This is a genomic window from Desulfoluna spongiiphila (assembly GCF_900101345.1).
Lineage (GTDB): Bacteria > Desulfobacterota > Desulfobacteria > Desulfobacterales > Desulfolunaceae > Desulfoluna > Desulfoluna spongiiphila.
In genome coordinates this window covers 267,158-291,093 of the sequence record NZ_FMUX01000001.1, presented here as the reverse complement: position 1 = coordinate 291,093, position 23,936 = coordinate 267,158, and the positions used below count along the sequence as shown (strand labels likewise).

18 protein-coding genes are annotated in these 23,936 nt (G+C 58.8%); 15 read left to right on the top strand and 3 right to left on the bottom strand.

Annotation, left to right across the window (positions count from 1 at the left end; genetic code table 11):
• Positions 1-79: 79 nt before the first annotated feature.
• Both BLQ12_RS01260 and BLQ12_RS01255 read right to left on the bottom strand, forming a co-directional pair.
• The gene (locus tag BLQ12_RS01260) at positions 80-1,783 is read right to left on the bottom strand and encodes a sugar phosphate nucleotidyltransferase (RefSeq protein ID WP_092207473.1); all 1,704 of its coding nucleotides are present in this window, start codon (positions 1,781-1,783) and stop codon (positions 80-82) included.
• A 425-nt stretch (positions 1,784-2,208) separates the two neighbouring features.
• Positions 2,209-4,824, bottom strand: a complete 2,616-nt coding sequence (locus BLQ12_RS01255) for a 1-acyl-sn-glycerol-3-phosphate acyltransferase (protein ID WP_092207471.1) — start codon at positions 4,822-4,824, stop codon at positions 2,209-2,211.
• Positions 4,825-5,590: 766 nt separating this feature from the next.
• On the opposite strand from BLQ12_RS01255, the gene BLQ12_RS01250 reads away from it, so the two are divergent.
• The gene (locus BLQ12_RS01250; RefSeq protein WP_092207469.1) at positions 5,591-5,806 is read left to right on the top strand and encodes a hypothetical protein; all 216 of its coding nucleotides are present in this window, start codon (positions 5,591-5,593) and stop codon (positions 5,804-5,806) included.
• Positions 5,807-6,061: 255 nt separating this feature from the next.
• On the top strand, positions 6,062-8,983 hold the full coding sequence (locus tag BLQ12_RS01245) for a Glu/Leu/Phe/Val dehydrogenase dimerization domain-containing protein (RefSeq protein WP_092207467.1): 2,922 nt from the start codon (positions 6,062-6,064) through the stop codon (positions 8,981-8,983).
• Positions 8,984-9,339: 356 nt separating this feature from the next.
• On the opposite strand, the gene BLQ12_RS01240 is transcribed toward BLQ12_RS01245, so the two are convergent.
• On the bottom strand, positions 9,340-10,092 hold the full coding sequence (locus tag BLQ12_RS01240; RefSeq protein WP_092207465.1) for a lysophospholipid acyltransferase family protein: 753 nt from the start codon (positions 10,090-10,092) through the stop codon (positions 9,340-9,342).
• 587 nt (positions 10,093-10,679) lie between these two features.
• On the opposite strand from BLQ12_RS01240, the gene BLQ12_RS01235 reads away from it, so the two are divergent.
• The 13 genes from BLQ12_RS01235 (at position 10,680) to flhF (ending at position 23,881) form a co-directional block, all read left to right on the top strand.
• A complete protein-coding gene (locus tag BLQ12_RS01235) occupies positions 10,680-12,122 on the top strand; it encodes a flagellar hook-length control protein FliK (RefSeq protein ID WP_175469417.1) in 1,443 nt (480 codons plus the stop codon).
• 45 nt (positions 12,123-12,167) lie between these two features.
• On the top strand, positions 12,168-13,043 hold the full coding sequence (locus BLQ12_RS01230) for a flagellar hook assembly protein FlgD (protein ID WP_092207461.1): 876 nt from the start codon (positions 12,168-12,170) through the stop codon (positions 13,041-13,043).
• Between the two features lie 15 nt (positions 13,044-13,058).
• Positions 13,059-14,903 carry a flagellar hook protein FlgE gene (locus BLQ12_RS01225; RefSeq protein ID WP_092207459.1) on the top strand — a complete coding sequence of 615 codons (1,845 nt, stop codon included), beginning with the start codon at positions 13,059-13,061 and terminating at the stop codon, positions 14,901-14,903.
• A gap of 366 nt (positions 14,904-15,269) precedes the next feature.
• Positions 15,270-15,770 (top strand): flagellar basal body-associated FliL family protein, encoded by a 501-nt coding sequence (locus BLQ12_RS01220; RefSeq protein WP_175469416.1) that lies wholly within the window; start codon positions 15,270-15,272, stop codon positions 15,768-15,770.
• Between the two features lie 6 nt (positions 15,771-15,776).
• Positions 15,777-16,757 carry a flagellar motor switch protein FliM gene (fliM, locus tag BLQ12_RS01215; RefSeq protein ID WP_092208131.1) on the top strand — a complete coding sequence of 327 codons (981 nt, stop codon included), beginning with the start codon at positions 15,777-15,779 and terminating at the stop codon, positions 16,755-16,757.
• Between the two features lie 15 nt (positions 16,758-16,772).
• Complete coding sequence (fliN, locus tag BLQ12_RS01210; protein ID WP_092207455.1) at positions 16,773-17,087, top strand: flagellar motor switch protein FliN; 315 nt, start codon at positions 16,773-16,775, stop codon at positions 17,085-17,087.
• Between the two features lie 14 nt (positions 17,088-17,101).
• On the top strand, positions 17,102-17,503 hold the full coding sequence (fliO, locus tag BLQ12_RS01205) for a flagellar biosynthetic protein FliO (protein WP_092207453.1): 402 nt from the start codon (positions 17,102-17,104) through the stop codon (positions 17,501-17,503).
• Positions 17,493-18,269, top strand: a complete 777-nt coding sequence (gene fliP, locus BLQ12_RS01200) for a flagellar type III secretion system pore protein FliP (protein ID WP_092207451.1) — start codon at positions 17,493-17,495, stop codon at positions 18,267-18,269. Before fliO ends, fliP begins: the two co-directional genes overlap by 11 nt.
• 15 nt (positions 18,270-18,284) lie before the next feature.
• Positions 18,285-18,554 carry a flagellar biosynthesis protein FliQ gene (gene fliQ, locus BLQ12_RS01195; RefSeq protein ID WP_092207449.1) on the top strand — a complete coding sequence of 90 codons (270 nt, stop codon included), beginning with the start codon at positions 18,285-18,287 and terminating at the stop codon, positions 18,552-18,554.
• Between the two features lie 4 nt (positions 18,555-18,558).
• Positions 18,559-19,350: a flagellar biosynthetic protein FliR gene (gene fliR / locus BLQ12_RS01190; RefSeq protein WP_092207447.1), complete on the top strand. Its 792-nt coding sequence runs from the start codon at positions 18,559-18,561 to the stop codon at positions 19,348-19,350.
• Positions 19,343-20,404: a flagellar biosynthesis protein FlhB gene (gene flhB, locus BLQ12_RS01185; RefSeq protein WP_226859938.1), complete on the top strand. Its 1,062-nt coding sequence runs from the start codon at positions 19,343-19,345 to the stop codon at positions 20,402-20,404. The genes fliR and flhB overlap by 8 nt, the downstream gene beginning before the upstream one ends.
• A 170-nt stretch (positions 20,405-20,574) precedes the next feature.
• Entirely contained in the window at positions 20,575-22,698 is a 2,124-nt protein-coding gene (gene flhA / locus BLQ12_RS01180) for a flagellar biosynthesis protein FlhA (RefSeq protein ID WP_092207445.1), read from the top strand.
• Entirely contained in the window at positions 22,688-23,881 is a 1,194-nt protein-coding gene (flhF, locus tag BLQ12_RS01175) for a flagellar biosynthesis GTPase FlhF (RefSeq protein ID WP_092207443.1), read from the top strand. Before flhA ends, flhF begins: the two co-directional genes overlap by 11 nt.
• The last annotated feature ends 55 nt before the right edge of the window (positions 23,882-23,936 follow it).

The following is a 23,936-nucleotide window of genomic DNA, read 5'->3' as shown; positions in this document are numbered from 1 at the left end:
TGAGGGTTGAAACCCGTCAGCGATATTTATCGCCCCAAGGAACGAGTGCCAGGGGTATCGAAAAATGGAGTCCAGGGGTTCATCCCCCGGACGTCGGAGGCAGGTTTTTTTTAGCCCTTTCCACCAACTTTCCCAGTTGTGAGAGCTTCGGGTTGTTTAAGCCCTTGAGCCTTTTTTCAAGGGTAGCCAGGGCCCGAGGAATGTGTTCTTTGAACCCTGGTTTGCCGAGGGCCGACAGCTTGCCGAAGGCACCCAGCATCTGGAGGTTTCGGGCCATGGCGTAGAAGGTGTAGCTGGTGTGAAATTCTTTTTTTACAGGAATGCCATGGTCTGCAAGGGCTTGGGTTGCGTAGGCTATGAGTCGACCCTGGAGGGGGGCTGAAAGTCCGGCGTACGGGTCGATGAGCAGGGAGGCGAGATCGTACTGGAAGGGGCCGAGGCGAGCGCCCTGGAAGTCGATGATGGTCGGGGTGTATGCTTCGGATGCGTCCTGATGGACCATGATGTTTCGGGACTGGAAATCTCGGTGCATGAGGCCTGGGAGGGCACCTTTGAGGGCCTTGTCGGCGATGAGGTCGAAGGCTGCCTGGTAGGGTTCTGCGGGTTCGTTCATGCCAAGGTAGCCGTTGATGAAGGCGTCCATGAAGTAGCGGCACTCCATGGTGAGGATCATGTCTTTGTCATACGCCGGGGTTTGCCAGCACCATTGGGTGTTAAATGCGTGAATGCCTTCTTGGGAGAAGCGGATCAGGGCATCAATGATGCGCTGGTAGAGGGCTTCCACCTCGGGTTCGGGCAGGGTTTTGGCTAACTCGGCGAGGTGGATGTTGCCGGCGTCTTTGACGCAGACAAGGCCCGAGACCGCGTCGCCTTCCAGAATGGGGGAGACGGGAATGCCTTTGGCTTGGAGGTGCGTGCCGATGCGGATCATGGCCTCGGCTTCTCCGGTGGTAAACCCTGCGTTGATACCGTGCTCGCAGGCAATGAGGTCGCCTTTGGGGCTTTTGAGCCGGGACCACCTCCGGTCGGAACCGTCTCCTTTGAGGGGTTCGGTTGTATGGTGCTTCGGTGCTGTGCCGAAGGCCTGCCTGAAGGCCTCTGGCACCATGAGGGCACGGGAGGCTTCCAGGTATCTCTCCTCGGTGCCGCAGTCGAACCAGAGGCAGTTTTCCATGGTGATGCCCTGAACCCTTTCATCCTTGTCGATGAGGTCCCGGTAGAGGTCCACCATGCCGTATTTTTTTCTGGGAATGGCAGCCACGGCCTCTGGCGAAAGAACCTGCATGCCGGTAAAGGCCAGGCGCTGCATGCCCTCGGGTGTCGGGTCCCGAAACACATGGATTCTCCCTGTGTCATCCACCGAGACATTGTTGAACGCCGCATGGTCCATGAGGGCCAGGGTGGCCGTATTCTCCTGGGTCAGGTGCGCCTCGTAAACGGCCTTGGGGTCAATGTCGGTGAGGGTATCCCCGTTGACCACGAGCAGGGGGGATCCGTCCAGAAGGTCCGCCACATTGGCAACGGCCCCGGCACTTTCCAGCAGGGTCTCTTCCTGCCTCAGGTGAACCGGTATCGGCCATGATTTTTTGCCGATACACCGGCGGATCTCCCCGGCCAGGTGGCAGGTGTTGATGATGATGGCGTCAAACCCTGCGTCGGCCAGTGCGTTGATGTGCCGCTCCAGGAGCGTGATCCCGCCGATGGTAAACAAGGGCTTGGGCCGAACCTCGGTATGGGGAAGCAGCCGGGTTCCAAGTCCCGCCGCCAGTATCATTGCCTGCATGTCATTGCCTCCGGCGGGTCGCTTTTTAAAAAAGGCTCCGCAAAAACGTTCCGGTTAGGTCGTTAGAATATCGGTAACTATTCAGCTTATGCCTCCGGCGGCCCTGCCGGGGGCTAAGCTTTCAAAAAGTTTAACAAACAGATCTTAAAAAGATCCCTTGAATGAATGTTGCTTTAAAGGCGGATGTGATTTGCCCCGAGGAACGAGGGGCAAAACGCATCCGCAACCTGCTTTCAAGGTGGCTCACCTTGCCGCCGGAGGCGTTTTCGCTCTTCCAGTTTCACCAAAAAAGCCGCAGGCCACTCCAGCGAGTCGCCCACGGCTTTTATTAATCACTTGCCAGCCCCAACCGAAGCTGCTCCAGAGCTTTAGCCTTTAGCCTTTAGCCTTTAGCCTTTAGCCTTTAGCCTTTAGCCTTTAGCCTTTTATTTCTCCATCACCTCCAGGTAGTGCTGGATGGAATGTTTGTAGAAAGAGTGGGTGGCCTCACCGCTGGATTCGTCCAAGATTCCCTTCTCTTTAAAGAGGCGGACGGCGTTTTTGAAGGTGATATCGCTCAGGGCTTCGGGAAGCTCGATCTCGTTGACCTTGAACATCTTCTTGCCGCGGCTCTGGCACTTTTTGACCATGGCCTTGGCGTCTAATTTGGCGGCTTTTTTCGACTCGTAGGCGGTAAGGGCCACCAGGTACGACTCCAGGTAGGTTTTGAGGAACCGGGAGAAGAGGGTGAGCTTGCGCAGGCCGTCCGGGGTGATCTCGTAGGTGTCCGGACTGGATGCGTGGGGCACGATGGTGTTGGTGTCGATGAAGGCCTTCAGGTCTTTTCTCACCATAAACTCGGTGGTGGCGGTGCGGTTGAAGGCGAACTCCGGGTCGAAGAGATCGGCGAGGAAGTCGTAGGTCTCCAGAAGCTCCCCGGCCTGGAACTGGAATCGGTTGACCTCCTTGATGGCAAGGGCGGTCATGGCAGCGGAGATAAAGTGGATGATGCAGTTGTTCTTGTAGTAGTCCAGGACGGGGCGCTGCCCTTCCGGGAGGTTGAAGACCGTGCCCGGGTCCAGGTGGCCCTTGCAGTCGGATCCGCACTCCAGGAATTTTCGCCTGACGTAGCTGTCCAAAACGCTCTGGAAGGAGCGCTCCCGGTTTTCGCCCAGGGAGTCGGCCACCCAGACATCCATGGCGTCCAGATGGGCGGTGTAGAGGCGGATGTCTTCCCGGATCTGCTCGAAGGTGAATCGTTTTTTCATGCTGTTGAGCACCGCGCTAGCAACGACCCCATAGGGGGTGGCGATGGAGACGTCGTTGATGCTGTTGATGATGCGGTAGCCCAGGTCGTTGCAGAATTCGTTGTGCTGGTCCTTGTCCATGGTCTTGAAATCGAGGCCCTGTTCTTTGATGACATCGGACAGGGAGATGGGCTCATGGAAGTTGACGTACACTTTGCCGTAGCGGCGCTTCAGGAAGCGGCGTGCCTTGAAGAGCTGGCTCAGGTTTTCAGACTCTTTGGCGCCGCCTTCCACCTCGTGGAGGTAGGCGTCTTCCTCCAGCACCCGGTCGTAGCCGAAGTAGACGGGCACGAACTGGAGGTCTTCGCAGGCTCCTTGCCTGCAGGCGTCAATGAGCATGGAGAGCAGGCCCACCTTGGGGGAGAGCAGTTTGCCGGTGCGGCTTCGGGTGCCTTCGATGAAGAGCTCCACGTTGAATCCTTCGGAGAGGAGCTTGGACATGTATTCAAAAAAGACGCGGGAGTACAGTTTGGCTCCCTTGAAGGTGCGTCGCATGAAGAAAGCGCCCCCGCCCCTTAAGACAATGCCCAGGGGCCAGAAGGAGAGGTTGCGCCCTGCAGCGATGTGGGGGCAGGGCATGTTGTGTTTCTTGAACACGTAGGAAAGAATCAGGTAATCCAGGTGGCTCTTGTGGCAGGGGACCAGAATCAAAGGGGACTGCTTGGAGCGGATCTTGACCCGGGCGATGCCTTTTTTGTCGGTGACGATGCCCTCAAAGAGGCTTTTGAACAGGCGGTCCAGGACGACCTCGAAGATGCGGATCCACCGGGCGCTGTAGTTGGCGGCAATCTCATCCACGTAAGTGTCCGCTTTTTTGTGGATATCCTGCAGGGGGGTGTCGGTCTCTTCGGCATGCTCAACCATGAAATTCTTGAGGGATTTTCCGGTGAGGATGCTCTCGCGGATCTCCTGGCGGCTTTTAAGGACCGGCCCGGTGATGGTCTGGCGGTGGCGGTTGAGCTGTTCGATGAGCTCCCGGCGGAGCAGCAGAGCCTGCTCGCCCAGGGATTTTTCTTCCATGCCGGGGGCGGCCAGCCAGGTTTTCAGGCAGACCGGGTCGCAGAACTCCACAAAGCTCTCTTTGTTTCGCTTGAAGATGCCTGCAAGGCGACGGATTTTGCCGGGGCGTTCCCGGGTTCCGAAGAGGATGTCGAAAAAGGAGAGCCCGCTCTTTTTCGGCTTCATGGAGAAGACCATCACCTCGGGGATGATATACAGAGGGCGGTCGGTGTCGGCCTGGAGTTCCAGAAGGCAGGCAATGGGATCGGTTTTGGATTTGACGAAGCTTCGGTAAAAGGCGTCCCTGCCGATGAGGGGCAGGATGGCTGTTTTGCCGTTTAAAAGCTGGTTTTTGAAGTGGCCGCTCTCCACCGGGTCGGGCACGGAAAAGTGACGGAAAAAGTAGCGGATGTGGGAGCCCAGGATGTGCAGGAGGTGGCCGATGGGCTGCCAGGCGTAGATGGTGCAGTCAAACCCGATGGTGGGAAAGGGCAGGCCCATCTGCTTGAGCCGGGTGTGAAAGTAGAGAAAAGAGAAGTGGCTCCGGTACTTGGACGCGTAAACAAAGATGCCGTTCTCGTCCAGCTGGGTGATTTTTTCTTTTTCCGTATCGGAGAGCACGATGTTTCTGAAAATGAATCGGCGCAGCAGATCGGAAATGGCGCCCCCTCTTTCGGGGATGTAGTTCGAGTAGTGGACCCGCATGGCATCGGTCACGGGGGTCTTGCTTTTGCGTTTTCGTCGAAATGTCAGCATGTCTCAAAGATTCCGATTGTTTGGGTGTCCGGGTTGCGAGGCTGCCTTGACAGGCAGGGTGCCGATGAAAGGCACAGTGGCACATGTGGCAAGGCGCTTCAGCTCTCTATGCCGGATCGCATAGCAGCGGTATGAAAAAGCCGGATCAGCAGCTGCTCCGATGGGGCTGAAGGGTGAAGCAGAGCTGAGCCATCCAAGGCCCCCGCCGTATTCAGGCAAGGGTCTTTATGGTTTAACGCTTGTAAATAATATAGATCCTGTGAATGTGCAACTCTATTATCCCGGACAAACAGGGCCGATTGGGCTCTATTGTGCGCTATTTTAAAGGGTTGGGGTGTGGCGCCGTGCCCCAATAAGGAGCATCCGGGGGTTTTGTGGGACGATGCCATCTGGGGCACCCGTGGACGGCATGGCAGACAGGGGGAACACGGGTCATTATGCGCCGGAATCCTGTGGTAAAAGAGACAATGAACAGGGATTCATCGCCCCTAATCACTCGTAAATTTATCGGGATTTGGGGTTGCGTTGATTTCGTTGATATGGTACCTTCCACAAGTTATATTCTACAGAGAAACAGGCGTTTTGCCGGCTTCTACTTTGTTGAAATGATATGACTATTACGTTTGTATCTGGTTGTTTTCTCAAGGTTTAGCCTGCTGCCTCTCCCGCCGGTGTCATCGGCAGTGTTCTTTCGTAAGGATCCCCGGTTGGGGAGATTATAAAGTTAAAAATAAAGAAAATTTATGCTTAAAGGAGGAACTGGTTTATGAAGACGTTAATCGGTGGTGCCATTGCAGCGGTTCTTGGCCTGATTGGTATTGCGGTATGGTTTGATGCACTGCTTCAGCTTCTTGCAGGAACAGTACCCGCGCTTCTTCTTCTTGGTGGCGCACTTGCTCTTTACCTCGGCTTTGACGAGCTGAAGGAATCCTGGAAGAACGACGAAGGTGTTGAAGAAGAAAAACCCGCCGAGAACGACTAGGCAGTTTTTCCAAAGTTACAATTGCTTTGTTGGGAAGCCCTGTGGTGTGTTGTCACCCCAGGGCTTTTTTTGTGGGAAAAGGCCCTTCCCGGCACGGTGGGCAGAAAGTTTACCCTTGGTGACCGGTTTCGGGTTATAATCAAGGGTAATTGACATACAACCCCTTCATTTTTCCAGGTTTCGGGGCGCACGCCTGTGGCCTGCCTTTGTGTTTCCCTCCTTGATAGTGGCCAGGCGCTCCGGAAAGGAGCCATCATGGAGACAACCCCAACCGTATTGTACCATCTCTCCGACAGCGGCGTTCGTGACAAACTGCGCGGTATGGATACCCGCTTTGTGTCCGACAAAGAGGTGTATGCCCTTTACAACCATCTTCGTCACACCTACGACCTCAAGCCCGACACCATCCTTGATTCCATAGAAACCGTCCTGACAAAGACCGACCTCGGGCCCTATTTTTACCGGTCCCTATCCACCGAGGAGATCGCGTTTCTCATTGCCGGCAGCCGGTATCAGGAGGCGATGCTCACCAGCCGCCATGCATCGGGCAGCGGCGAGGGGATCAACGTCACCGGCCGTTTCGGCAACAAGCATCTTTTTTTTATATCCGAAACCCGGGAGCTGGTCCGCGAGACCCTGGAGGCCATCAAGGCGTTGATGCGTGAAAATCCCGTGCAGAGTTTTCGCATGAGCTCTTATGTGGTCTGCCTGGAAGGGAACCCCGATGCCAACCGCCGGTTGTACATTGTGGAAGGGGAGACGCCCGGGGTGAGAAAGCCCGGGCTCATGAGGCATGCGGCCCATCATATGGAAGAGAAGCTGGGGGCGGTGGCTGAAAAAAAGGAGGTGGTGGATTTTCTGGGGACTGCCACCGAGGGTTTTGTCCATGCCCTTCTCCATAATCAGCGGATCCGAACCCTGGAGAACTATTTCACCTCGTGGAAACGGGTGGTGCGCCGGTTGAAAAAGGGGAAAACGGTTCATATCTGTATTGACCAGAATATCATCGCCGATGAGCCGGTCCCTGAGCGCAGGCTTCAGCTCTGGCTCCCCTACGAGAATTTTCGAAACAACCTCACCTCCATCGAGGGGATCTTTGAGAAGAAAGGGATCCCCTTTACCCGTCAGTATTTCGAAACCTTTGTGATGGGAAACCGCCGCATGGTGGCCTTTTCCACCTACATCGCCGACTCACTGATTACCCCTGAATTAGACGGGTTCCTGCGCAATGAGCTCTCCACCCGATCCATTTTGATGAAGGGCGATCCCATTCCCACGGGTCAGATTGGTGACTTTCTAGGGAACCTTGGGCTGGCGGACTCCAGGGGAAAACTTGCCTACCTGGGGCGGATGCAGGCCCACCGCCACAAGGAGTACCTCATCCCCCTTGTCTTTCTGCTTTCCGACCCCAACGAGCGGGTGCGAAAGATTGCCTTTGACACCATTCGAAATTACCTCATGGCCCCGGACGGAGAGATGAAGAGTGACTACTATTGGGCAACACTCTACCACATTTTTGCCGCGGCCACGGTGCCGGTGGAGATACCCGGCTCGGGAAAAAGGGCCCTGTTCGGGGATGAGATCTCCCGGCTGGTCCGGTTCCGGGGGATCCATTACGAGAGTTATTTTGACGACTATTCCGGAAAGAGCTGCCTTTTTATCCGGATGAACGGCGAGGGGATCGGCAAAGGGGGAATCCGGTGCCATAAAACCCATGTCTCCTTCTCCGGGGAGGGGGCTCTGTCCACCAACATGCTTTTTAAGAGCCTGGGGCTCGGGATTCCTTACTACGCCACAGGCAAGGGGGGGATTCTGGGCAGCCTGGGCAAGGGGGAGGTGCGCGAGCGGGTGCTGGCGGCCTACGGTCGGTTTCTCTTTAAGAAGGCGGGAATCGGGCCGTTTTCCGATGTACCGGCGGGGGACGTGGGGGTGGGGCCCTCCGAGATCGGTGCTCTGTTTGAGATTATCACCGATGAGGCGGCACGGGACCTGGCAGCCATTGCCGAAGGGAGCTTAGAACTCCAGGCGGAGAGGTCAGATCGGTTGAGACGGCATTTCGGTATCAACGTGGCTGACGCGGCCCTGGTTGCTACTCTTGCTTCGGACCGGGAGGAGCTCAAGGGGTATACCTCATCCGCCATCACGGGAAAACCCGGTGGGCGGGGCCTGGCCCTTCGGACCGGTGCCACGGCCCGGGGCCTTTACGAGGTGCTGGCGGTGCTCAAAGGATTCCACCGCTACAGCGACCCTGATCTTTGGCTCAACCCCTCGCGTATCGACGAGGCCCTGGATACGGAACCCGAATTTTACAACGCGGCAGACGCCAATATCCGTATGCTCTCCTTTGCCATTCAGGGGTTTGGCAAGGTCGGAGGGGCCTTTGCCGGGATTGTCCATGCCAAGGGGGCCTCTGTGCACATGATTTCCGATGCCGGAGGCACCCTGGTGAATTTGCGGGGCATTCCCCAGGTGGAGCGCCTGGTCCAGGGCGCCGCCTCAGGAAAGGGGCTTGCCGAGATGGTGGAGAAGGGGATGGGTCGTTTTGTGGAAGGGGACACCACCCGGCCTCTTACCGCCATGGTGGATGTGGTGGTCCCCGCCGCCCTGGAGGAGGTGGTGACCCTGGATGCGGAGATGCGAACCGGTGCCATCCATGCGTCGCGGGTGGAGGCGGATTACATCCTGCAAGGGGCCAACGGTCCCTTGACCCCCGAGGCCGAGACCTATCTGGAGGACCGGGGACGCATTTCCATTCCCGATATCCTGGCCAACGCGGGCGGGGTGCTGGGATCCTACCTTGAATGGGTGGATGGGCTCATCAAGATGTTCGGGTACGGGAAGGTGACCAAATACGGGCTGGTGCACCCCGTTGTCCAGGGGCTGGTTCGGCACCATTGTGGCCAAGGGTGCGGGGAGGACCTGCATGCCGTGGATGAGCTGGTCTACAGCCGGGCGTTTCGCTTTATCATGCGGGGCACGGCCATGGGCAGTGTGAGGCTGGCTTCGGAGCGGCGCATCTCCCTTCGTACCGCCTGGATGGCCGAAGGCATCGCAGCCGCAGCCCGGGAAGGGCGCCTGGACGACAGCTTCGGCGACCGGGTGGCTCACCTGAGAACCCATTTTGCCTCACCCGAGCAGGGTGCTTCGCAAAACGTTCGGCCTGTGGTGGCACGGTGAGAGGGGCCTTTAAGTGATGGAGAGTGCTTAGCTTTACTCATGATGGAAGAGTCTTCTATGGTAAAGGCGAATGAACCACAGAGGGCCCAGAGAAAAAAAAAGAGGCCTCCGGCGGCAAGGTGTGCCACCTTGAAAGCAGGTTGCGAATGCGCTTTCCCCTTCGTTCCTCAGGGAAAATCACATTCGCCTTTGATTCAGATTGAAATGACTCTATTTTCAAAACCTGTTTATAAAACCCGTCTTTATGAGATCAGGTAAAAGTTTGGCCGCCGGAGGCCTTTTTTATCGGGGTGCAAGGTGGTTTTGGTGGGGAGGGTATTTTTAAACGTGCGGCCCGTTATGGGCCGCACGTTTTTTTATGCGTTGAGGCTGGGGCGGGGGCCGTCGGGGCCGGTGATCTCTCTGTAGTAGGCGGCAAGGAAGCGCAGGTCGCTCTCCATGTCTCCGGTGGGGGAAAAGAAGACGCTGGAGCTGTCCACATAGGCCCGGGTGTCGGCATCGATGGCGTCGTTGCCGGAGAAGATCTGGGCTTCGCCGTACTGGTCCGGGTATTTGCCGGAGACGTTGCGGTAGAACCCCTTGATGAGCTCCATGTCCGCCTCGATGTCCCCGGTGGGGATGAGGGCGGGCCCGAAGCCCCCCATTTTAAGGGAGAAATCAAGGAAGCCCATGGCGATGGGGACCCCTGCTCCGTTGGCGATATGGTAAAAACCTGTCTTCCAGTACCGGGTCTTGGAGCGGGTGCCTTCCGGCGGAATGATGAGGACAAGTTTTTCGTTTTCGTTGAAGGCAGCAATGGATTGCTCCACGGTGTTGCCTGCCTTGGTGCGGTCGATGGCCATGCCGCCGAGCCAGCGCATGATGGGGCCGGCCGGACCTTTAAAGAGGGTGTGCTTGCCCATCCAGAAGACCTTCACCCGGAGCTTCAGGGCGATGCAGATGGTCCAGATGAAATCCCAGTTGGAGGTGTGGGGTGCGGCAATGCCGACGTATTTGTCCACGGCGGGCAGGGTGCCCACTGCTTTCCATCCCCCGGCTTTCAGGGTCATGATGGCTGCCCAGCGCATAAGGGTGCGCAGGATCGGGGTATCAAAAACGGTGGTTCTCATGGTTCCTCTTGGGTAACAGGTGTCGAATTAATGGCATACCGTCAGAAATGATGTCTGGAAAAAAAAGGAGGGACGGTGTGTGAGGAATCCCTTGCAGCGGTGGGCAGTTGGCGCGTCGTTGCTTTTTTTTTGCATTGTCATCACGTTTCGGGAGCCTGGACTCGGCCGATGGTGTCCTGGGTAACACAGCAAAATTCGTACCTATGGACTTTGCTAAGCTTAATATTTTGATATCAAAAGATAAAGTCTTAAATGGCCTGGGCCTTTATTTGTGGGGCTCGGGCTGGGTGTACAAAACGTGTAGGGCGATGTGCGTGAAATGATCATGCTGATGGCGAGGAAGAAATTTCCCACGAAGCGTCAAAGGGGAAGTTTCTGCTGGGTTGGGATTTTAGGGGGTCTGTTTGTGTAATCCTTTGAAATAAAACATGATCGTTGGGCGGTTGTTGTGTTGGCATGAGCTTTGCTTAAAGTCAGGGGTACGCAGCGCCCCTCCGGTGGGGCCGGCGAGCCGAAGGGGCTTTAAAGGCAGGCTTGATTCGTTTCGACAAACCCAGGCAATCCAAACCGGGAAAGTGAAGAGGTTCATGCAGACAGCAGTTCAAACGACATCGGAAGCAACCTCGGGTCTTCAGGCATCTGGCAGGCAACGCGGGGTAAAGGGAAAGCAGCCCGGCGGGTTTGCAGCCCTTCTGTCGGCTTTTTTCGGGAAAGGCAACCAGGCAAAGGCCATGGGCCCTGAAGCCCTGGGAGCCGGTGCCACGGAAGGGGCTTCCTTAAAAGGAAAGGCCACCTCGGCAAAAAAGACCGCCCTTCCCATGGTGGAAGCAAAGGCCCGGGGCAAAAAAGGTGAGGCCTCTGAAGCAGAGGACGGAAAAGGAGAGGAGGCGGTTGCCGACCTCCTTGCCGGATTGGCAGCGACCCCTTCGGTTCCGGCCGTCATGAAAGAGGGCACCCTGCCTGCAGAGCTTGGTGCCGGAACCCCGGCCGAACACGGGCCGGAAAAAAATGCCGGGGCTCCCGGCAGGCCCGGGGCAAAGCTGCCGCCTGCACCCGGAGGCACGGACCGTATGACTTTTCAGGCCGGTGGCACGCCTGGGGCCGGGAAATCCCCTCAGCCCGCCGGTGAGGTGGGGGTGGACCGTTTCGCAGAGATGGTGCGCGGGGCTGCCGAGGGGAAGAAATCCCCCCGCATGGAGACGCCCCCCTCATCTCCGGCTGCCGCAGCGACCAAGGCCACGGACGGCAAGGCCGCCACGGCAGTGGCCGGGGCAGCGGAAGGGCTTGGGAATGCTGTGGTGCGTCCGGCCTCTCGGTTGAAATCGGGTGGGGCAAAGGGGACGTCTCCGGCAGAGCAGATCGTAGATGATGCAAAGGCCCCCCGGGCCGGTCGAAAGGAGACCCCGGCCATGGCGGCAGGCCATGGAGCCCGTAGCAGGGCGCCCCAGACAGAGGAGCCGGTGGCGGACCCCCTTCGAGCCGTGAAGCCCATTGCCGTGGATCGCGCAGGCGCTCCGGTGGTGCCGAGTGCGTCGGAGATTGTGGCCGCCGCAAGCGAGCTGGAGCCTACCGCTGCAACGGATACGCCCAAGAGCGGATTGACCCGCCAGCTGGCCCTGCAGGTCGGGCGCCAGATCGCCACCTCCTTAAAGAAGAACGATCGCGAAGTGACCTTTCAGGTTCGCCCCCCTTCCCTGGGGCGGATTCAGATACGCATAGAAAAAGAGGGCGAGGCTGTCTCGGTTCGCATTGTCTCTGAAAAAGAGAAGGCAGGGGAAATTCTTGCCGCGGGCAAGCATGACCTTCGGGCCTTGATGGCCGATCACGGGATCCGCCTGGACCGCATTGAGGTGACCTCCGGGGCGACCATGGATTTCATGGCTCAAAACGGCGGCAGCATGGATGACCGAAGCGGCCGGGGGCGCTCCAGCCCGCGGCAGGATGGGCAGGGACGATCCGGGGAGGCCGAAGGCGAGGTGGCCGCCCAGAAGAAGAGGGAACACGACGGTGCCATCAGCGTGATGGCGTAGGCAAGGGACCGAGAATCATCAGGTGAAGACGAGTAAGGAGAGCGCATGACAACTTCGGGAGTTGAGACAACATACAACAACCGATCCATTTTCATCGACGGCCAGTCCCATGGCAAGACCGGCCGGAAAACGGATGAGGACGAGGCCCTGGGAAAAAACGCCTTTCTCACCATGATGGTGGCGCAGATGAAAAACCAGGATCCCCTGAACCCTCTGGACGGCACCGATTTTACCGCGCAGCTGGCCCAGTTCTCCGGGCTGGAGCAGCAGGTCAACATGAACGACAATTTGAAATCCCTCCTGGCCGTGAACCAGGCCAGCAAGGAGGAGAACAATCTCTTTGACTACATCGGTAAAGAGGTGGTTTCAAACGGCAACCCCGTCTCCCTGAGTGCCGGAAGCGTCACCTCCGGCGGTCATTACACCCTGAAGGAGCCGGCCATGGTCAACATCATGGTCTACAACCCCGAAGGGGTGCTGGTCAAAGCTATCAACTCCGGCACCGACTTCATCTCCCAGGGTCGCCAGCAGATTGCCTGGGACGGCACCGATGAAGACGGAAACCATCTTGCCGATGGCAAATACATCTACAAGATCATTGCCCGCAATGCCAAGGGCGATTACGCCTCCGTCTCCACCACCGACCGTGGAATGGTGGAGGGGATTACCCGGGAAGGTGGCCGCAGCTTCCTGGTGGTGGACGGACGCAAGGTGGCTCCGGGGAGCGTGGCCAAGATTGTGGCCCCTGAAAAACCCCCGGTGGCAGCCGGTCCGTCACTGCCGGGCGGGGCCATACCCGGGGGGCTTCCCCCGGAGATCGCCGCTCAATTGTTCGGAACCCAAGGGGCACAGCCCCGGGCAGCCATGGCTGCCGCACCGCAGCCCCAGGCAGCTCCGTCTGCCGATGGCGGAAACCGATAGAGGAGAAATAAACGCATGTCACTTACCAGTTCACTCTTTTCAGGCGTCAGCGGGCTCTCAGCCATGGGCAATGCCATGACCGTCATCGGTGACAACATTGCCAACGTCAACACCATCGGTTTCAAATCCAGCCGGGTTACTTTTCAGGATGTCTTGAGCCAGACCGTGGCCACCAACTCCGGAAGCGCCCAGGTGGGGCGTGGTACCTCCGTGGGCGAGATCGCCGGGCAGTTTGCCCAGGGCTCCTTTGAGTCCACAGAGTCCCCCACGGACCTTGCCATCGGCGGCGAGGGGTTCTTCATTGTGCGCCACCCCAAGAATGAATCCGAACAGTACTTTACCCGGGCCGGTGAGTTCCGGTTCGACAAGGACGGCAACTTCACCACCCCTTCCGGTTACATCACCCAGGGCTGGTCTGTCAGGCGAAACGAGGCCACCGGGGACGTGGAGGATGTGGGGTCCATTCAGGACATCCAGCTGGAGTCTTTTACCTCCCCCCCGGAAAAGACCAACAAGATCTCCATTATCACCAACCTGGATGCCCGGGGCAAAGACAACACCGTGGGGCCGGGGGTTCCTCTGGCCACGGCCTGGGACGGCCGTCCGGGGGCAGGCATCAACATCAGCGATCTTGCCTTTGAGTACCAGACCACGGTCAAGGCCTTCGACGCCCTGGGCAGTACCCACGACCTCACCCTTTACTTTGACAAGGGCGCAGGGGACGGCAGCTACGAATACATCGTTACCTGCAACCCCGAAGAGGACATGAGGGACATCTTTAACTCCGATGAGGACCGGGGCCGGGGCCTCCTGGGCCGGGGTACCCTGAATTTCACCACCGACGGCCTGTTGGCCAGCCAGACCTTTGAGCGGTTTGTGGGCAACTCCGGCGGCAACCTCGCCGTGGCCAATTCCAGCTGGACCAGCGGCACGCCCAAGGTCAGCGGCGACTGGAGCGGCGACCCCGCGGTCCTGGCCGGTGGCCCCCCTGCCACGGAAACCTACACCTTTACCGTGGCTCCCCCTGCGGCTTCGGCAGATCCCGCAGCAGACGCCGCGGCAGGCGGAGGCATTGTGGTTGGCACCAACCCCGTTGTCCTCAACTGGACGGCGGTTGGCAGCGGCAAGACCGGAACCATTTCCGTTCCCGGAGATTTCAAAAACGGAAACTCCGTGGAAGGCCCCGACGGCATCATCCTCAGCCTGGAAGAAGGGACCGATGTGGCCAGCGGAAGTACCTTTGATGTGGTGATTTCCGCAGGGGACCCCAACGCTCTGGACAACGCCGACGGGTGGTCCGATATGAGCGGGGATTTCCAGAACCAGCACTTCACCGTGGGTGCCGATTTTCTCGGGGGGTCCAACAGGACCACGGAGATGGACATTGAGCTGGACATGGGCATTGCCTACGACGGAAGCAACTGGGCCCCGGCAGGTCTCTCGTCCACCCAGTTTGCCTCGGCCTCCACCACGGTGTTCCAGTCGGCCAGCGGATACGGTGCGGGCAGCCTGCAGAACATCAGCGTGGACGTGGACGGCATCATCACCGGCCAGTACTCCAACGGTCAGGTGACCCCGCTCTTCCGCGTGGCCCTGGGCAAGTTCCAGAACGTCCAGGGGCTCTTCAAGGAGGGGGGGAACCTCTTCAGCGAGACCCGTCTCTCCGGCTCGGTGATCACCAACCGTCCGGGCACCAACGGCCTCGGCAGTCTGGCTCCCAACTCCCTTGAACAGTCCAACGTGGACATGGCCTCGGAGTTCGTGAAGATGATCACCAACCAGAGGGCCTACCAGGCCAACTCCAAGATCGTCACCACCGTGGACACCATGCTGGGAGACACCATCTCCATGAAGCGATAGCCCTATCGCTGCACCACGGTTTTTTTCAAGAACGCGACCGACTGGGGGCACCCCTGGGGGTCGCGTTTTTGTTTTGGGTGTCATGTTTTTGACGATTCTGCCGATACCTGAAAAAGAGGGGGTGTCCCGTTGCACAGGTGGATCATAAAAAAACATCCCGCAAGGGATTAGAATCAGACACCCTTTTTTTTGAGGCCATCCATGGCCGGGCCCCCGCAGGGCTGTTGGCACGGTGGTTGCTATACCTTGTTGGTCGGCGCGTATCGGGAAGGCTCCGTCACCGGTTGGGTGCGGCTCCCTTCTTTAAAAGGCACAGGACATGCCGACAGACATGGTGCCTCCGCTTCCCCCATCCGGGGGGGACCCATGATTTCCGGATTCAACGAAGGCGAAAGGCGGTTCATGCCGGATTTTTTGAAAGACAAAAAGAAGCTGTTGATCATCCTTGCAGGGGGCCTTGTCCTGGCTGTGGTCTGCGCCGGTGGGGCATGGTTTTTTTTAAGGACGCCCGCAGAAGAGGCCGCCATGGAGGATGTTCCTCCGCCGCCGCGCCACAAAGAGCCCTTCCAGGCCCTGTGGCCCCTTGCGGACATCCAGGTGCCGCTTTCCGGGCGCATGGGAGACCGGGTTCTGACCCTCGGCTTCAGTTTTGATCTTAACTCCGAGGTGTTGACAGAGGAGCTGGAGCTTCGCAGGGAAGAGATCGTCGAGGCCCTGGGCCTTGCCCTTGCCGGGCGATCCGTCGAGGAGATGGAGCGCAGCGGAAGCAGGGTGCGCCTCAAATACGAAACCCTGCGCCTGGTGAACGGCCTTCTGGAAACGGGGCGCGTCAAAGATGTCTATCTTACTGAATTTTTTATCCTGTAGGTGACCATGAGCGATATTCTGTCACAGGAAGAGGTGGACAGCCTCTTATCCGGCTTGAGCACCGGAGACATTGAAACGGAGTCTGATTCGGGCCAGCCCGATCCCGACGGGGTGCTCGCCTACGACTTTACCAGCCAGGATCAGGTTGTGCGTGGGCGCATGCCCACCTTTGAGGTGTTGAACGATCGGTTTGCCCGGGAGATCCGCACAAGCCTGTCGTCCCTTTTGCACACCAACGTGGATATTGCGGCGGAGTCCCATGATATTCTGAAATTTGCAGAATTCGGCCGCAGCCTTCCCGTGCCAACCAGCCTGCACGTGTTTCGGTTGGAGCCTTTGAGGGGACACGCCCTTTTTGTCATGGAGAGTCGGCTGGTCTTCAACCTCATCGACCAGTTTTTCGGGGGCAAGGGCAACTCCACGGCCCGCGTGGACGGCCGGGAGTTTACCAGCATCGAGCAGGCCATGATCCTCAAGGTGGTGGATGCCTGCCTCAAGGATTTTGAGACGGCCTGGATGCCGGTGGAACAGGTTCATCCCGCCATGGTCCGGTCCGAGGTGAACCCCCAGTTTGCCGCCATTGTCATGCCCACGGACCTGGTCATCGTCTCCCGCTTCGAGGTGGAGCTGGAGCAGTCGGCGGGCACCCTCATCGTGTGTATCCCCTATGCCATGATCGAGCCCATCCGCAGCAAGCTCTCCGCCGGGTTCCAGGCGGAAACCGAGGATGTGGACTACACATGGCAGAAACGCCTCAAGGAGATCATCTTCGACTCCGAGGTGGAGATGGCGGTGAGCCTGGGTAAGGCGGAGATTACCGGCGAGCGGCTCATCGGGTTGAAGGAGGGGGATGTCATCGAGCTTGGCCAGGATGCCTCGGAGACCCTTTTGGCCATGGTGGGCGGCGTTAAGAAGCTCAAGGGCTTTGCCGGGACCCAGCGAGGGTTTCAAGCCTTCAGCATTGAGGAAAAACTTTACACCCGATAGCAAAGGGACAGATATATGGAAGACAACAACGGCAAGAATGATGAGATGGATGATTACGGATCAGAGACCCAGGACATCGATTTTATTCTGGATATTCCCTTAGAGCTTTCCGTGGAGCTGGGACGGCGAAAGATGCTGGTCAACGACCTGCTCCAGCTGGGCCAGGGCTCCATTGTAGAGCTGGACAAGCTGGCCGGCGAGCCCCTGGAGATTTACATCAACCGCAAGCTGGTGGCCCGGGGCGAGGTGGTGGTGGTCAATGAGAAGTTCGGTGTGCGTTTAACCGACATCATCACCCCCATGGAGCGCGTGCGCAGCTTGAGGTCTTAATCGGGAGGACGGCCGTGGATGCGGGAGCGGTTCAGAATATATCGGTGATCCCCGACATGGGGGCGCTGGTGCTTAAAAGCGGGGCCATGCTGCTGGTGGTACTCGCCGTGCTCATGGGGTGCGTGTTTCTGCTGAAACGCTTCAGCGGTATGCGGCAGCTTGCCGGCCAGGGCGCGGTGACGGTCCGCGGGACCTACCACCTGGGGCCCAAGGAGCGGATCATGCTCGTGGACGTGGAAGGGGTGCGCCTGCTCCTGGGGGTGACCCCCGCCGGGATTAGTACTCTCCACACCTTCGGGGACACGGAAGAGACCCCGGAGGACGAAGGGGGTTCCCCGTCTTTTTTTGAGACCCTTTTCAGGCGTCGCCTTGAAAAGGGCGGAGACAGGGCAGGGGAGACCACCCATGAAACCTGACCTCAAACGGCGTAGCGGCGGTATTTTCCGGCCCTTTGGGGTCTGCCTGCTTTTCCTTTTGATCCCCGCCGCCGTGTGGGCCGAGCTCCCCATCCCCTCCATCCAGATCGGGGTGGGGCAGGCCACTTCCCCTGCGGACGTTGGCGTCGCCCTGCAGGTGCTGGCCCTTCTCACCGTGCTGGCCCTGGCCCCCACCATCCTGATCCTCATGACTTCCTTTACCCGGGTGGTGGTGGTGTTTCACTTTCTCAGGCAGGCCCTGGCCACCCAGTCGGCGCCCCCCAACCAGGTGCTTGTGGGCCTGGCCCTGTTCATCACCTTTTTCGTCATGAAGCCGGTGTGGCAGGAGGCCTACGACAAGGGGCTCAACCCCTATCTGGAGGAGAAGATCTCCTTTGTGGAGATGGTCGGCGAGGTGGAAAAACCGGTGAAAAAATTCATGCTGGCCAACACCCGGGAAAAAGACATCGCCCTGTTCGTCAAGATCGGCCGGGACAAACGGCCGGAAAACCACGATGCCCTGCCCCTGACCACCCTGGTGCCCGCCTTTGTCATCAGCGAGCTGCAGACGGCCTTTATCATCGGATTTCTTATTTATGTGCCCTTCATCATCCTCGATATGGTGGTGGCCAGCGTGCTCCTCTCCATGGGTATGATGATGCTCCCCCCTGTGATGATCTCTCTTCCCTTCAAGCTCATGCTCTTTGTGCTGGTGGACGGCTGGAACCTCATCGTGGGTTCCCTGGTGAAGAGTTTCGGCGTTTAAGGAGGCTTCTTTTTTATGACCCCTGAATTTGTGGTGACCTTTGCCAAGGAGAGCATCATCCTCACGTTGCTGCTCTCTGCCCCCATGTTGCTTCTGGGCCTTATCGTGGGGCTGCTGATCTCTATTTTCCAGGCGGTGACCTCCATCCAGGAGATGACCTTGAGCTTTGTGCCCAAGATCGTGGCCGTGCTTCTGGGGTTTCTTTTTTTTCTGCCCTGGATGTTGGAAAAGATCACCAGCTTTACCATCCGGGTGATAGAAAACATCCCCATGTACATCCGGTAGGGTCATGGAAATTCTCAACATCCCCACCGAGGAGTTCCGCATTTTTCTTATGGTGCTTCTCAGGGTGAGCACCCTTCTCTTTCTTTTCCCCTTTTTCGGCAGCCCCGTGATCCCGGTGCGGGTGAAAACAGCCCTCTCCCTGGTGCTGGCCTTCACCCTCTGGCCCGTGGCGGCCAAAACCGCCCCGGTCTTTCCGGACGGGACCGTGCCCATGCTCATTTCCATGGGGGCGGAGCTGATCCTGGGGGTGTGCCTGGCCCTTTCCGCCCGGATTTTTTTTGCCGCCATTCAGCTGGCGGGGGGCATCATCAGTTTTCAGATGGGTTTTTCCATGATCAACACCATCGACCCCCAGTCCGGGGCGCCCATGGCCATCATGAGCCAGGTGGGGTACCTCGTGGCCATGCTGCTCTTTTTGGCCTTCGGGGGGCACCATGTGGTGCTCACCGCCCTGGCCGACAGTTTTTACCTGGTCAAGCCCGGGGGGCTCCTTTTGACCCAAAGTCTTTGGAATACGATGGAAACCCTGGTCTCCGCCATGTTTACCGTGGGCATCCGCGTGGCGGCCCCCACCATGGTGGCCCTTTTTTTTACGAGCTGCGCCTTTGGCATGTGTGCCCGCTTTGTCCCCCAGATGAACATTTTGGTGCTGGCCTTTCCGGTGAAGATCGCCGTGGGGCTTTTTCTGTTCGGCTTGACCCTTCAGGTGATCCACATCATGGTGGGGCGCTTTGTGGAGGATTACGCTACCCTTCTTACCCACATGATGGAGATGATGGGGGGCACCCGTGGCTGAAGATTCCATGCAGGAGAAGACGGAACCGGCCACCCCGAAAAAACGGGAGAAGGCCCGGGAAGAAGGGGATGTTGCCCGCAGCGCCGAGTTGCCGTCGGTCTTTGTGCTTTTGGGGGCCATCGTCATTCTGCTTTTCACCTCCGGCTTTATCTCCGGGCACTTTGAGGATCTTTTTCGGGACGCCTTCGGCTTTGAGTCGGTGCAGCCGTTGACCATCAAGGCCGTGGTGGATCTGTGCTTTCATATGGGAGGGCTCTTTCTTCTCATCATGGCCCCGGTGCTTCTGGCGGTGTTCGTGCTGGGGCTCTTTGCCAACGTGATCATGGTTGGGTTTGTGATCTCCCCCAAGGCTGTGATGCCCAAGATCGAGCGCATCGATCCCATCAAGGGGTTCCAGAACAAGTTTTCCCTCCACGCCGTGGGGGAGCTGGTCAAGAGCCTGGCCAAGCTGACCCTTATCATTTATGTATCCTGGGTGGTCATCAGAGGGGAGCTCAGCCACATCCCCCTTCTCTACGACGAGTCGGCCCTGCGGATTTTTCTCTACATGGGGCGTGTGGCCTTTAAGATTTTTCTCTCTGTCACCCTGCCCATGGTGGCGGTGGCCATCGCCGACTACCTGTTTCAGCGGTGGCGTTTCGAGGAGAAGCTCAAGATGACCCGCCAGGAGGTCAAAGAGGAGCACAAGGAGATGGAAGGGGATCCCCTGGTAAAATCCCGTATCCGCAACCTCCAGATCGAAGCCTCCAGGAAACGGATGATGCATGAAGTACCCGACGCTGATGTGGTGGTGGTCAACCCCGTGCGCCTTGCCGTTGCCATCTCGTACAAGCCGGGTCAGATGCCTGCTCCCAAGGTGGTGGCCAAGGGGGCGGGAAAAATTGCCCAGCGAATCCGGGAGATTGCCAGGGAAAATGGGGTTCCCCTGGTGGAAAACCGCCCGTTGGCCCGGAATTTGTATAAAGTAGTGGAGGTGGGCAGGGAGATCCCCGACGACCTTTTCCAGGCGGTGGCGGAACTTCTGGCCTACGTGTTTCGGCTCAAGGGTCGATAATACATAAGATTTCAAGCAGACGAGACGCACCGGCCCATTGCCCCGTTGACCCGACAACAGGGGGAGAACCGGGGCCGGTGGGGCAGCAGAGTGACAAAATCATGACGCCCACCGACGGATACCGGACGCAGCAGGGATAACACTCGGATCAGAGCAGGACTGACGGTTACATGGCAAGCAGCACAGGCAACGCGCCCCCTCTTCTGGGGGCCTTAAAAAAGGAGTCGGCGGAGATCGCCGTGGTGGCAGGCGTCATGGGGATCCTCACCGCCATGATCCTCCCCCTTCCCGCCGTGATCCTGGACTTGCTCCTGGCCCTGAACATCACCCTGGGCATTATTGTGCTGATCACCACCATCTACACGGTGAAGCCCACGGATTTTGCCGTTTTTCCCCCGTTGCTTCTGGTCCTGACCCTCTTTCGCCTGGCCCTGAACGTGGCCTCCACCCGTTTGATCCTCTTGCACGGCAACGAGGGCGCCTCGGCCGCCGGATCCGTGATCCAGGCCTTCGGCAATTTTGTGGTGGGGGGCAACTATGTGGTGGGGATGGTCATCTTTGTCATCCTGGTCATCGTGAACTTCAAGGTCATCACCGCCGGTTCCGGCCGTATCGCCGAGGTGGCGGCACGGTTTACCCTGGACGCCATGCCGGGCAAGCAGATGGCCATCGACGCCGACTTAAACGCAGGCAACATTGATGAAGAGGAGGCCCGGAAGCGGCGCGAACTCATCGCCCGTGAGGCAGAGTTCCACGGAGCCATGGACGGTGCCAGCAAGTTCGTGAAAGGGGATGCCGTGGCTGGCATCATCATCACGGGCATCAACATCCTGGGGGGCATCGTCATCGGGGTGATGCAGCTTGACATGGACGTGGCAACAGCCGCCGGGAACTACACCCTGCTCACCGTGGGGGACGGACTGGTGAGCCAGATTCCTTCCCTTGTCATCTCCACGTCGGCGGGTATCCTTGTTTCCCGGTCCGGTTCCGAAGGGCGCATGGGCGAGGAGTTTGCCAAGCATATTTTTTCCAGCGCCTTTCCCATTTACGTCGGGGCGGTGATCGTGTTCCTCCTGGGGCTGGTGCCCGGTCTTCCGGGATTTCCCTTCATGATCCTGGGGCTGGCCCTTGCCGGCGGGATGTTTGCCTTTGGTAAGCGCAGCAGCGAACCCGGCGATGAGATGCCCGCAGACGAGATGGAGGAGGCCCCGGCAGACTCCGGCCCCGATGATGTGGAGAGCCTTCTGGCCATGGACAGCATGGAGCTGGAGGTGGGCTACGGCCTGATCTCCCTGGTGGACCGCAATCAGGACGGCAGCCTTCTGGGCCGCATCAAAGCCATCCGAAGGCAGTTTGCAACGGAAATGGGCATTGTGGTGCCCCCCATCCACATCCGTGACAACCTGAAGCTGAAACCCTCCGGGTACCGCATGTTGATCCGCGGGGTGGAGATGGCCGCCGGGGAGATGATGGTGAACCACCTTTTGGCCATGGACCCGGGGGACGTCAACCAGACCATCGACGGCATCCCCACCCGGGAGCCGGCCTTTAACCTGCCGGCCATCTGGATTCCCGTCGAGCGGGAGGAGGACGCCAAGTTTGCCGGCTACACGGTGGTGGATACCTCCACGGTCATCGCCACCCACATCACCGAGGTGGTGCGAAACAACGCCTACGAGCTCCTGGGACGCCAGGAGGTACAGGCCCTTCTGGACAACCTGGCCAAGTCCAGCCCCAAGGCGGTGGAGGAGCTGGTGCCCTCCCTCATGACCCTGGGGATGGTGCAGAAGGTGCTTCAGAATCTTCTTCGGGAGCGCGTCTCGGTGCGGGATCTTCTTACCATTGTGGAGACCCTTGCCGATTACGCCCCCATGAGCAAGGACACCGACCTGTTGACCGAGTATGTGCGCCAGCGCCTTGCGCGGGGCTTTCTTGCCCCGTACCTGCAAGGGGACGGTTCTCTTCCCGTGATCCTTCTGGATCAGGGCCTGGAGGATCAGCTCAGCGGCTCGCTGCAGAACACCGAAGGGGGGGCCTGGCTCGCTTTGGACCCCATGGTGTCTGAACAGGTCATTATGGCAATTCAAAAGGAAGTGGACCGAAATATGGGATTGAATGTTCAGCCGGTGATTCTCTGTTCGCCGGTGTTGAGGCGGCATGTTCGGGCCCTCATCGAGCCCTGGATTCCATCGGTGATGGTGGTCTCCCATGGTGAGATTACCCGAAGCATGAACATCAAAGCCACGGGCAAGGTGGCCTTGACCCACGGCATGGAGTCGGCCCATGGCAGTTAAGACCTTTACAGCGGGCAGCATGCAGGCGGCCGTGGCCAAGGTGAAGGAGAGCATCGGGGATGATGCCATCATTTTATCCACCCGGCGCATCCCCGTGGGGGTGAATAACCCGTACGGACGTGATATCTTTGAAGTGGACGCGGAGAAACCCTCGGCGGGGAATACCGAGTCCATGTTCACGGAGGCGCCTCCCGCACGGAAAAGCGGGGTTGACTCCCGTTCGGGAAGGGATATAACCGAAGAGGGGGACCCGAAGGAGGGGTGGGCTGCCGTGCAATCGGAGCTGGCCGTATTAAAGGAGTTGATGCTCCTCTCCCAGCAGGCCGAAGAAGAGCGCCAGATCCTTCGCAATCCCGAAACCCACAGCATTTTTACAACCCTGCTTCGCGCAGGGGTCTCCGACTCAAGGGCCCGTCAGGTGGTGGCCCGGGCGGAGGAACGACTGGCATCCCAGGCAGGCGGTGAGGAGGTTCCCCCCGACACCATCGGTCGGGAAGTGCTCTCCCTGCTTGTGGGGCAGGTGAAGGTGGCCGATCCCTTCGGTCTTTCCGGCCGACCGCCGGAAGGGCGCGGGCGTCAGGTGGCAGCCTTTGTGGGGCCCACGGGATCGGGCAAGACCACGACCATCGCCAAGCTGGCGGCGGAGCTGTTCTTGAAGCAGGGGAGAAAGGTGGGACTGATCTCCGTGGACAGCTATCGCATCGGCGCCATCGATCAACTCAAGACCTACGCCTCTATCATGGGCATTCCGTTTGTACCCGCCTTCAGCAGAGAGGACCTGGTGTCGGCCCTCTCCAAGCTGGAGCGCTGCGAGGTGATCCTCGTGGACACGGCCGGTCAGAGCCACCTGGATACCCCCCGCATGGAGGAACTGGAGACGATTCTGGGCAGTGGCGTGCCCCTGTCGGTGCACCTGGTGGTGAGCGCCGTCACAGGACGCCTGGATGCCCGGGAGGTGGTGCAGCGCTTTTCGGTCCTCGGGCCGGAGACCCTTGTCTTTACCAAGGTGGACGAGACAAGGCGGGCCGCATCGATTTTTGACACCATGGCAGAAGCCCGGCTTCCCTTATCGCTCATTACCAATGGGCAGAGGGTGCCGGAGGACCTGGTGGTCGCAGACAAAAAAAGTGTGCTGGGGCTGGTCCTTTCGAACCCCTCTCAAAAAACCGACATGGAGCAATAGAACACAGTGGATCAGGCAAGCAGTCTTAGGGAAATGGTTAAGGGCAGAGGGGCCT

What these genes read in the sequence shown, in the direction of transcription:
- flhF (WP_092207443.1), top strand. Translation starts at nt 22,688, where the DNA reads ATGGCAGTTAAGACCTTTACAGCGGGCAGCATGCAGGCGGCCGTGGCC.
- BLQ12_RS01235 (WP_175469417.1), top strand. Translation starts at nt 10,680, where the DNA reads ATGCAGACAGCAGTTCAAACGACATCGGAAGCAACCTCGGGTCTTCAG.
- flhA (WP_092207445.1), top strand. Translation starts at nt 20,575, where the DNA reads ATGGCAAGCAGCACAGGCAACGCGCCCCCTCTTCTGGGGGCCTTAAAA.
- fliP (WP_092207451.1), top strand. Translation starts at nt 17,493, where the DNA reads ATGAAACCTGACCTCAAACGGCGTAGCGGCGGTATTTTCCGGCCCTTT.
- BLQ12_RS01225 (WP_092207459.1), top strand. Translation starts at nt 13,059, where the DNA reads ATGTCACTTACCAGTTCACTCTTTTCAGGCGTCAGCGGGCTCTCAGCC.
- fliM (WP_092208131.1), top strand. Translation starts at nt 15,777, where the DNA reads ATGAGCGATATTCTGTCACAGGAAGAGGTGGACAGCCTCTTATCCGGC.
- BLQ12_RS01250 (WP_092207469.1), top strand. Translation starts at nt 5,591, where the DNA reads ATGAAGACGTTAATCGGTGGTGCCATTGCAGCGGTTCTTGGCCTGATT.
- BLQ12_RS01240 (WP_092207465.1), bottom strand. Translation starts at nt 10,092, where the DNA reads ATGAGAACCACCGTTTTTGATACCCCGATCCTGCGCACCCTTATGCGC.
- fliR (WP_092207447.1), top strand. Translation starts at nt 18,559, where the DNA reads ATGGAAATTCTCAACATCCCCACCGAGGAGTTCCGCATTTTTCTTATG.
- fliN (WP_092207455.1), top strand. Translation starts at nt 16,773, where the DNA reads ATGGAAGACAACAACGGCAAGAATGATGAGATGGATGATTACGGATCA.
- BLQ12_RS01255 (WP_092207471.1), bottom strand. Translation starts at nt 4,824, where the DNA reads ATGCTGACATTTCGACGAAAACGCAAAAGCAAGACCCCCGTGACCGAT.
- BLQ12_RS01220 (WP_175469416.1), top strand. Translation starts at nt 15,270, where the DNA reads ATGATTTCCGGATTCAACGAAGGCGAAAGGCGGTTCATGCCGGATTTT.
- BLQ12_RS01230 (WP_092207461.1), top strand. Translation starts at nt 12,168, where the DNA reads ATGACAACTTCGGGAGTTGAGACAACATACAACAACCGATCCATTTTC.
- fliQ (WP_092207449.1), top strand. Translation starts at nt 18,285, where the DNA reads ATGACCCCTGAATTTGTGGTGACCTTTGCCAAGGAGAGCATCATCCTC.
- BLQ12_RS01245 (WP_092207467.1), top strand. Translation starts at nt 6,062, where the DNA reads ATGGAGACAACCCCAACCGTATTGTACCATCTCTCCGACAGCGGCGTT.
- BLQ12_RS01260 (WP_092207473.1), bottom strand. Translation starts at nt 1,783, where the DNA reads ATGCAGGCAATGATACTGGCGGCGGGACTTGGAACCCGGCTGCTTCCC.